At 73.1% G+C, this 6,514-nt stretch carries 6 protein-coding genes; 4 read left to right on the top strand and 2 right to left on the bottom strand.

Features of this window, described 5'->3' with window-relative positions; genetic code table 11:
- A partial coding sequence (locus ACH9D2_RS00615) for a PASTA domain-containing protein (RefSeq protein WP_396360775.1) occupies nt 1–756 on the top strand: 756 nt, incomplete at its 5' end.
- Nucleotides 757–800: 44 nt separating this feature from the next.
- Here ACH9D2_RS00615 and ACH9D2_RS00610 read toward each other — a convergent pair.
- A complete protein-coding gene (locus ACH9D2_RS00610; RefSeq protein ID WP_396360774.1) occupies nt 801–2,195 on the bottom strand; it encodes a class II 3-deoxy-7-phosphoheptulonate synthase in 1,395 nt (464 codons plus the stop codon).
- Nucleotides 2,196–2,236: 41 nt separating this feature from the next.
- A complete protein-coding gene (locus ACH9D2_RS00605; RefSeq protein ID WP_396360773.1) occupies nt 2,237–3,088 on the bottom strand; it encodes a lysophospholipid acyltransferase family protein in 852 nt (283 codons plus the stop codon).
- A gap of 147 nt (nt 3,089–3,235) precedes the next feature.
- Here ACH9D2_RS00605 and ACH9D2_RS00600 point away from each other — a divergent pair, with 147 nt between their 5' ends.
- From ACH9D2_RS00600 to ACH9D2_RS00590, 3 genes are all read left to right on the top strand, one after another.
- The gene (locus tag ACH9D2_RS00600) at nt 3,236–4,090 is read left to right on the top strand and encodes an alpha/beta fold hydrolase (protein WP_396360771.1); all 855 of its coding nucleotides are present in this window, start codon (nt 3,236–3,238) and stop codon (nt 4,088–4,090) included.
- Nucleotides 4,087–4,533, top strand: coding sequence for a hypothetical protein (locus ACH9D2_RS00595; protein ID WP_396360770.1), 447 nt, complete (start codon nt 4,087–4,089; stop codon nt 4,531–4,533). The genes ACH9D2_RS00600 and ACH9D2_RS00595 overlap by 4 nt, the downstream gene beginning before the upstream one ends.
- 70 nt (nt 4,534–4,603) lie before the next feature.
- Nucleotides 4,604–6,502, top strand: coding sequence for an AMP-dependent synthetase/ligase (locus tag ACH9D2_RS00590; protein ID WP_396360769.1), 1,899 nt, complete (start codon nt 4,604–4,606; stop codon nt 6,500–6,502).
- Nucleotides 6,503–6,514 lie beyond the last annotated feature (12 nt).

Genomic DNA, 6,514 nt, shown 5'->3' with positions numbered 1-6,514 from the left:
GCCCCCGCGGCGCCCGGCCCGCCGCCGCCGGCGGCGCCCTCGAACGGCTCCTCCGACCCCTGGCGTCCCGAGGTCGAGCTGCGCCCCTCACGCCCCCTGCACGCGGCGGGGACGCTGGCCCTGGTCGCGCTCGCGGTGGCCGCGGCGGCCTTCCTGGGGTGGCTCCTGGGCTCCGGCCCGGGTGGGACCGTGAGCGTGCCGGACGTGCGGGGAACGGGTCCCGAGCTCGCCGAGCAGTACCTGGCCGGGGCCGGTCTGGACAACGTCACCGTGCACGAGACCGCGGACCCGGCGACCCCCGCCGGCACCGTGCTCGGCACCGACCCGGAGGCCGGGTCGACCGTGCGGGCAGCGGAGCAGGTCGTCCTGCTGGTCTCGACCGGTCCCGAGCGCACGACCGCGCCCGACGTCGCCGGGATGACGGAGGAGGAGGCCCGGGCGCGCCTCGAGGAGGCCGGGCTGACGGCCGGCACCCGGACCGTGGTCTCCGACGACACCGCCCCCGGGACCGTCGTGGGCCAGCACCCCGACGCGGGCACGGCCGTGGTCACGGGGTCGGCGGTGGATCTCGCGGTCTCCAGCGGGGCCCGTGCCGACGCCGCCCCCGGGGTGCTGGGACGGACCGTGGACGAGGCGGTGCGGGCCCTGACGGAGGCGGGTTTCACGGCGCGGGTCGAGGAGAGCCTCGGCGCCCCCTTCGGCTACGTGGTGTCCCAGACGACGGACGGGGCCGAGGTCGTCCTGACCGTCCTGTAGCGGACGGCCGGCCCGACCCCGGCCCCGTCGGCCCGGTCCTGCGCTCAGCGGCGGGAGAGGTAGCCCGCCACGAGGAACGCGATCTCCAGGGACTGCATGTGGTTCAGGCGCGGGTCGCACAGCGACTCGTAGCGGTCCTGGAAGGAGGACTCGTCGACGGGATCGGCGCCGCCGAGACACTCCGCGACGTCGTCGCCGGTCATCTCCACGTGGATGCCGCCGGGGAAGGAGCCGATCGCCTCGTGCACCTCGAAGAAGCCGCGGACCTCGTCCACGACGTCGTCGAAGTTGCGGGTCTTGTAGCCGGACGGCAGGGACACGGTGTTGCCGTGCATGGGGTCGGTGACCCACACGACCTTGGCGCCGGAGCGCTCCACGGCCTCGACGAGCGGCGGCAACTTCTCCCGGATGTTCTTCGCGCCCATGCGGGTGATGAAGGTGAGCCGTCCGGGCTCGCGCTGCGGGTCGAGCTTGTCGATGAGCGCGAGCGCGTCGTCGCCGGTGGTCTTCGGGCCGAGCTTGACGCCGATCGGGTTGCGCAGCCGGGAGAGCAGGTCCACGTGGGCGCCGTCGAGCTCCCGGGTGCGCTCACCGATCCACAGGAAGTGCCCGGACGTCCCGTACGGGAGGTGGGTGCGGGAGTCGATGCGGCTCAGGGCCCGCTCGTAGTCCAGCAGGAGCGCCTCGTGCCCGGCGTAGAACTCCGTGGTCCGCAGGGCGTCGAAGTCGGCGCCGCACGCGTCCATGAACTTCACGGCCCGGTCGATCTCGCGGGCCAGCGACTCGTACCGGGCGTGGGCCGGGTTCGTGGTGAAGCCCATGTTCCAGGCGTGCACGAGGCGCAGGTCGGCGAACCCGCCGGTGGTGAAGGCGCGGATGAGGTTCAGGGTGGACGCGGAGGTGTGGTAGCCGCGCACCATCCGCCGCGGGTCGTGGACCCGGGACTCCTCGGTGAAGTCGAAGCCGTTGACCATCTCGCCGCGGAAGGTCGGCAGGGTCACGCCCTCGCGGGTCTCGTCGTTGGACGAGCGGGGCTTCGAGAACTGCCCGGCCATGCGGCCCATCTTCACGACGGGCATGGACGCGCCGTACGTGAGCACCACGGCCATCTGCAGCAGCGTCTTGACCCGGGCGCTGATCCGGTCGGCGGTGGCACCCTCGAAGGTCTCGGCGCAGTCCCCGCCCTGCAGGAAGAACGCCCGGCCGCTGGCGACCTCGGCCAGACGGTCCCGCAGCTTGTCCACCTCCCCCGCGAAGACGAGGGGCGGGACCGCGTTGAGCTCGGCGATCGAGGCGGCGAAGTCGGGGTGGTCGCCCCACGTCGGCTGCTGGTCGGCTGCCAGCCCGCGCCAGTCGTCCAGCCCCGGGTAGTCGGCGGCCGAGGGCACCGGGGAGGCCAGGTTGCGGAGGCTGTCGGGAACGGTGAAGTCGAGCATCATGTCTTCCTATGTCTCGTCCGGGGCGGGACCGGGCGGGGGATTCAGGGGGCGGTGGACGGCGGGGCGTCGTCGCCCGCGGGCTCGGGACGGTCGCGGTGGGCGATGGAGTCCGCGGTCCGGCGGGCGGTGTGGGCGGCGCTGCGCGCCTTGTCCTTGGCGCTGCCGACGAACTCCGCGGCGGCCTGCTTGGTCTCCTGGCGCTTCTGCTCGGCGAGCCGCTTCTTGTGCTCCGAGGCGTAGACGTCCACGTAGACCTGGCCGGAGAGGGCCTGGATCGCGTGCATGATCTCGTCGGTGACCTCGCGCAGGAGGGCGTGCTCGCCCTGCCGGCCCCGGTAGTGGGAGAAGTCGAGGGGCTCACCGAAGATCGTGACGACCCGGGCGCTGCGGCGGGGCAGCGGCAGCTTGGTCCCGATCGGCTGGACCTTGTCGGTGCCGACCATGGCGATCGGCACGACCGGAGCCCCCGTCTCGAGCGCGAGCCGGGCCACCCCGATCTTGCCCTTGTACATGCGGCCGTCCGGGGAGCGGGTGCCCTCCGGATAGATCCCGAGCAGCTCGCCCTCCAGCAGCTTGCGTCCGCCGTTGCTCAGGGACTTCGCGCTGGCCCGGCCGCCGGAGCGGTCCATGGGGATCTGGTTGATCGCACGGAAGAACGCGGCCATCGCCCGTCCCTTGACCCCGGGGCTGTTGAAGTAGTCGGACTTCGCCAGAAAGTACACCTGCCGGGGCACGGCCACGGGCATGAACACCGAGTCGGAGACGGAGAGGTGGTTGCTCGCCAGGATGGCCGGGCCCTCGCCGGGCACGTGCTCCAGGCCGCGGACCTCCGGGCGGAAGGCGACGTTGATCAGGGGGCCGACGACGTAGCGCTTCAGAAACATGTAGACCATGTGGGAGGGGACTCCTTCGTGCTGATCGGGATGTCGCGAGGGTCCGTGCCGCTCGGACCGGGTCCGGCCTCCGGTATTCTCTCACGTCCGCGCGGGCGCCGCCGCCGGTGCGCCCGCCCCGGGCGTCCGTCCTGACATCATGGACGCATGACGCCACCCGTCGAGGACCAGCACCTGCCCACCCTCCCCGCGACCCGGAGGCCCGCCGCCGAGCCGGCTCCGGGCGCCCCCTTCCGGTTCCCTGCCGACGGTCCCGCGGGCGTGCTCGTGCTGCACGGCTTCACCGGCGTCCCGTTCAGCGTCCGCCCCTGGGGCCGGGCTCTGCACGAGGCGGGGGCCGACGTCGTGGGGCCCGTGCTGCCCGGCCACGGCACCCGCTGGGAGGACCTCGCCGCCGTCCGCTGGGAGCAGTGGCGCGACCACGCCGCGCAGCAGGTGCAGGAGCTGCGGGCCCGGCACGACGTCGTGGTGGTGTGCGGGCTGTCGATGGGCGGGGCGCTCGCCCTGCACCTCGCCGCGATCCTTCCCGTGGACGGGGTCGTGGCCCTGAACCCCGCCCTGTCCCTCGTCAGCCGCACAGCCCGCCTCGCCCCGGCCCTGCACCGCGCGGTGCCCTCCGTGCCGGGCGTGGGGGACGACATCAGCCTCCCCGGGGTCACCGAGCACGCCTATCCGCGCACGCCGGTCGCGGGCGTCGCCGAGCTGGGCCGGTTCATGGCCCGGACCCGGAGGATGCTGCCCGCGGTCACGGCTCCCGTCCTGGTCCTGCGCTCGCAGCACGACCACGTGGTCTCCGACGCCTCGCACTTCCACGTGCTGCGGCGCGTGGGCGGGGACGTGGAGCTGGTGCGGCTGTCGCAGAGCTTCCACGTGGCCACCCTCGACCGCGAGGCGGACGTGGTCTCGGCTCGCTCCGTGCGCTTCCTGGACGACCTCCTGGCCGGGCGCAACCCGGTCACCGCGAGACCCTTGCGCCCCGGCCTCCGGGGAGGCCGGCGATGAGCGCCCGCCCCGGGACGCCGGGCGGCCCCGAGCACGGCCCCGAGGACGAGTGGAGCCGCATCGTGTCGGACCTCGAGGACGTGCGCCGCGCCGGCGACCGGCACCTCTCCGGGCCCCGGGACTGGTCCCCCGAGGACGCGGTCTTCGGCGAGCCCCCCGCCGGGGCCGAGGACGGCGAGCACCCGGAGGACCTCGAGGACGACGACGTGCCCTACTCCCCCGACCCCGGCCCGGTCACGCAGGGACTCAGCGGCGGGGCGCTGCTGTCGTGGACCGTGCTGGTCGGCGCGCCCGTCCTGCTGGTGGTGCTCTCCCTGCTGCCCGGCTCCCTCCCGTGGTGGGCCATCGTGGCGGGCCTGGTCGCCGTGGTCGGGGCCATCGGCCACCTGCTGAGGTCGCTGCCCGATGACCGTGACGACCTGGACGACGGCGCCCGCGTCTGACGGCGTTTGCGTGAGCCAATTCACTAGACTGGCCCAGAAGGCACACCGACCCCGATCCGAGGAGAACCCCATGCGCCACGTCGCGACCGACGCCCTCGTGGACCCGCCCGCCCACAGCCGCATCACCGACTTCCTGCTGATGCAGGCGGACCGGGCCGAGGATCCGCACCTGTACACCGTCCTGGCGGCGGAGGGGGCCGCCCGCGAGGTGCACGCCCGGGAGTTCCTGACGGCGGTGCAGGGCGTGGCCAAGGGTCTCGTGGCCGCGGGGATCGAGCCCGGGGACCGGGTGGGCATCCTCAGCCGGACCCGCTACGAGTGGACCCTCGCGGACTTCGCGATCTGGTACGCCGGCGCGGTGCCCGTCCCCGTCTACGACTCGTCCTCGGCCCAGCAGATCGCCTGGATCATGGGCGACTCCGACGCCAAGGCCGTCTTCGTCGAGACACAGGCCCTCGAGGACTCCGTGCTCGAGGCCTCGCGGGAGACGCCGTTCCGCGCCGCGGAGAACATCTGGCGCCTGGACGGCACGGGCACCGGGATCGACGAGCTCGCGCGTGCCGGCGCGGAGGTCCCCGACGAGGAGCTCGAGGCCCGCCGCACGTCGCGCGGCCTCGAGGACGTCGCCACCATCATCTACACCTCGGGGACCACCGGACCGCCCAAGGGGTGCGAGCTCACGCACGGGAACTTCGTGCGGCTGTGCGAGAACACGGCCCTGGTCGTCTCGGACATCATCCACCCCGGCGCACGCACGCTGTTGTTCCTGCCGCTGGCCCACGTGTTCGCCCGCTTCGTGGAGGTGATCGCCCTCTACTCCGGGACCGTCCTGGCCCACACCCCGGACGTGAAGAACCTCATGGGAGACCTCGAGGCCTTCCGGCCCACGTTCATCCTGGCCGTCCCGCGCGTGTTCGAGAAGATCTACCAGAGCGCCCGTCTCAAGGCCGAGAAGAGCGGGAAGGCGAAGTCCCTGATCTTCGAGCGCGCCGTGGCCACGGCCGTCGCGTACTCGAAGGCCGGGCAGGACGGGCGGGTGTCACCGGTCCTGCGCGCACGCCACGCCCTCTACGACCGGCTCGTGTACTCGAAGCTGCGGGAGGCGATGGGCGGGGAAGTCACGCACGCGGTCTCGGGCGGCGCGGCCCTCGGCACCCGGCTGGGCCACTTCTTCAACGGGATCGGCGTGTACGTCGTCGAGGGCTACGGGCTCACGGAGACCACCGCCCCGATCGCGGTCAACACCCCGGAGATCGGCAAGATCGGCACCGTGGGCCTGCCGCTGCCGGGCAACGAGGTGAAGATCGGCGATGACGGGGAGGTCCTGGTCCGGGGCACCCACGTCATGCGCAGCTACCACGGGCGCGAGGACCTCACCGCCGCGGCCTTCGAGGACGGGTGGTTCCGCACGGGCGACCTCGGCTCGCTCGACGAGGACGGCGCCCTCACCCTCACCGGGCGGAAGAAGGAGATCATCGTCACCGCCGGCGGCAAGAACGTGGTCCCCAACGTGCTGGAGGACCCCATCCGCGCCTCGGCCCTGGTCTCGCAGGTCATGGTCGTCGGGGACGACCGGCCGTTCGTGGCCGCCCTGGTCACCCTCGACCAGGACGTGCTCCCGGCGCGCCTGGAGCTGATGGGTCTGGACCCCGAGATGCCCGTGGCGGAGGCGGCGCGCCACCCGAAAATCGTCGAGCACGTCCAGGACATCGTCTCGCACGCGAACAAGGCGGTCTCCCGAGCGGAGAGCATCCGGGCCTTCGAGATCCTCGGCGTCGACTGGACGGAGGCCTCCGGGCACCTGACCCCGTCCATGAAGATCAAGCGGGCGAGGATCGCCCAGGACTTCGCGGACCGGATCGAGGAGATCTACTCGCGTCCCGCCCCCGAACCGGCCCCCGCCCACGCCACCCCGGCGGAGCGGATCAAGGAGAAGCTCTCGCAGGCGCACCTGCCGGGCCGCGGGTAGCGCCCGGGCCGG

Origin of the sequence: Kocuria rhizosphaericola (genome assembly GCF_044462205.1) — a bacterium.
In the GTDB taxonomy this organism is placed as follows: Bacteria; Actinomycetota; Actinomycetes; order Actinomycetales; family Micrococcaceae; genus Kocuria; species Kocuria rhizosphaericola.
This window is presented reverse-complemented; position numbering and strand designations above follow the sequence as displayed.

What these genes read in the sequence shown, in the direction of transcription:
- ACH9D2_RS00610 (WP_396360774.1), bottom strand. Translation starts at nt 2,195, where the DNA reads ATGATGCTCGACTTCACCGTTCCCGACAGCCTCCGCAACCTGGCCTCC.
- ACH9D2_RS00605 (WP_396360773.1), bottom strand. Translation starts at nt 3,088, where the DNA reads ATGGTCTACATGTTTCTGAAGCGCTACGTCGTCGGCCCCCTGATCAAC.
- ACH9D2_RS00600 (WP_396360771.1), top strand. Translation starts at nt 3,236, where the DNA reads ATGACGCCACCCGTCGAGGACCAGCACCTGCCCACCCTCCCCGCGACC.
- ACH9D2_RS00595 (WP_396360770.1), top strand. Translation starts at nt 4,087, where the DNA reads ATGAGCGCCCGCCCCGGGACGCCGGGCGGCCCCGAGCACGGCCCCGAG.
- ACH9D2_RS00590 (WP_396360769.1), top strand. Translation starts at nt 4,604, where the DNA reads ATGCGCCACGTCGCGACCGACGCCCTCGTGGACCCGCCCGCCCACAGC.